Here is a 982-nt window from a genome sequence, read left to right as displayed (position 1 = left end):
GCACTCCATTAACAATAGGCCGCCGCACAAGCGCGACATAGGAATGGTATTCCAGAACTATGCGCTTTTCCCGCATATGACGGTAGAAGAGAACCTCGCGTTTCCTCTTAAAGTACGCAAGCTCAGCACGGCCGAGACCGAAGCCAAGATCAAACAGGCGCTCGATATGGTCCGGCTCGGCGCGTTTGCCAAGCGGCGGCCCGGCCAACTTTCCGGCGGGCAGCAGCAGCGCGTGGCGCTCGCCCGCGCCCTCGTCTTCGGCCCCAAGCTCGTGCTGATGGACGAGCCGCTCGGCGCGCTTGACAAGCAACTGCGCGAGCAGATGCAGCTCGAGATCAAACACATTCACGAGAGCCTCGGCGTCACAGTGGTCTATGTGACGCATGACCAGAGCGAGGCGCTGACCATGTCCAACCGCATAGCGGTGTTCAACGACGGGGTCATCCAGCAGCTCGCAACGCCGGCCGAACTGTACGAGCGGCCACGGAACGCCTTCGTCGCCCAGTTCATCGGCGAGAACAACCGGCTGCAAGGCAACGTTGTGGCCGTGAATGGTGCGACCTGCAAAGTAGAGATTCCCGGCGCCGGCAACGTGCTGGCGCTGGCGGTAAATATCGAGGGTGTGGGAAAGCCAACCGTGCTGTCGCTGCGGCCCGAGCGAGTGAAGCTGAACCCGATACCGGGCTCGCTGCCAAATGTGTTCAATGCGCAAGTTGCGGAACTGATTTATCTGGGCGACCACCTGCGCATCAGGATCTCGGTCTGCGGCCATGATGACTTCGTGCTCAAGCTGCCGAATTCGGAAGGACTGGCCCGTGTCGAGCCCGGTGCGGTGATCACCATCGGCTGGAAAGCGGAGGATTGTCGGGCGCTCAACGCGCCGTGACGAGGAACCGAGGCTCGTCGCGAACGGGTTGGCGAGTCTTCGTGCAAGGGGCGCCCTATCCTGGGGTATGGCCAAACAAAGGGAGAGAGCAGAAAA

At 61.3% G+C, this 982-nt stretch carries 1 protein-coding gene; it reads left to right on the top strand.

The features are described from left to right. A partial coding sequence (locus tag NKJ77_RS32355; protein ID WP_502902141.1) for an ABC transporter ATP-binding protein occupies positions 1–886 on the top strand: 886 nt, incomplete at its 5' end. Between the last annotated feature and the right edge of the window lie 96 nt (positions 887–982).

Source organism: Mesorhizobium sp. M0052, assembly GCF_040323255.1.
Lineage (GTDB): Bacteria > Pseudomonadota > Alphaproteobacteria > Rhizobiales > Rhizobiaceae > Mesorhizobium.
Note: the sequence above shows the minus strand (reverse complement) of the source record. Positions and strands in the feature narration are given on the sequence as shown.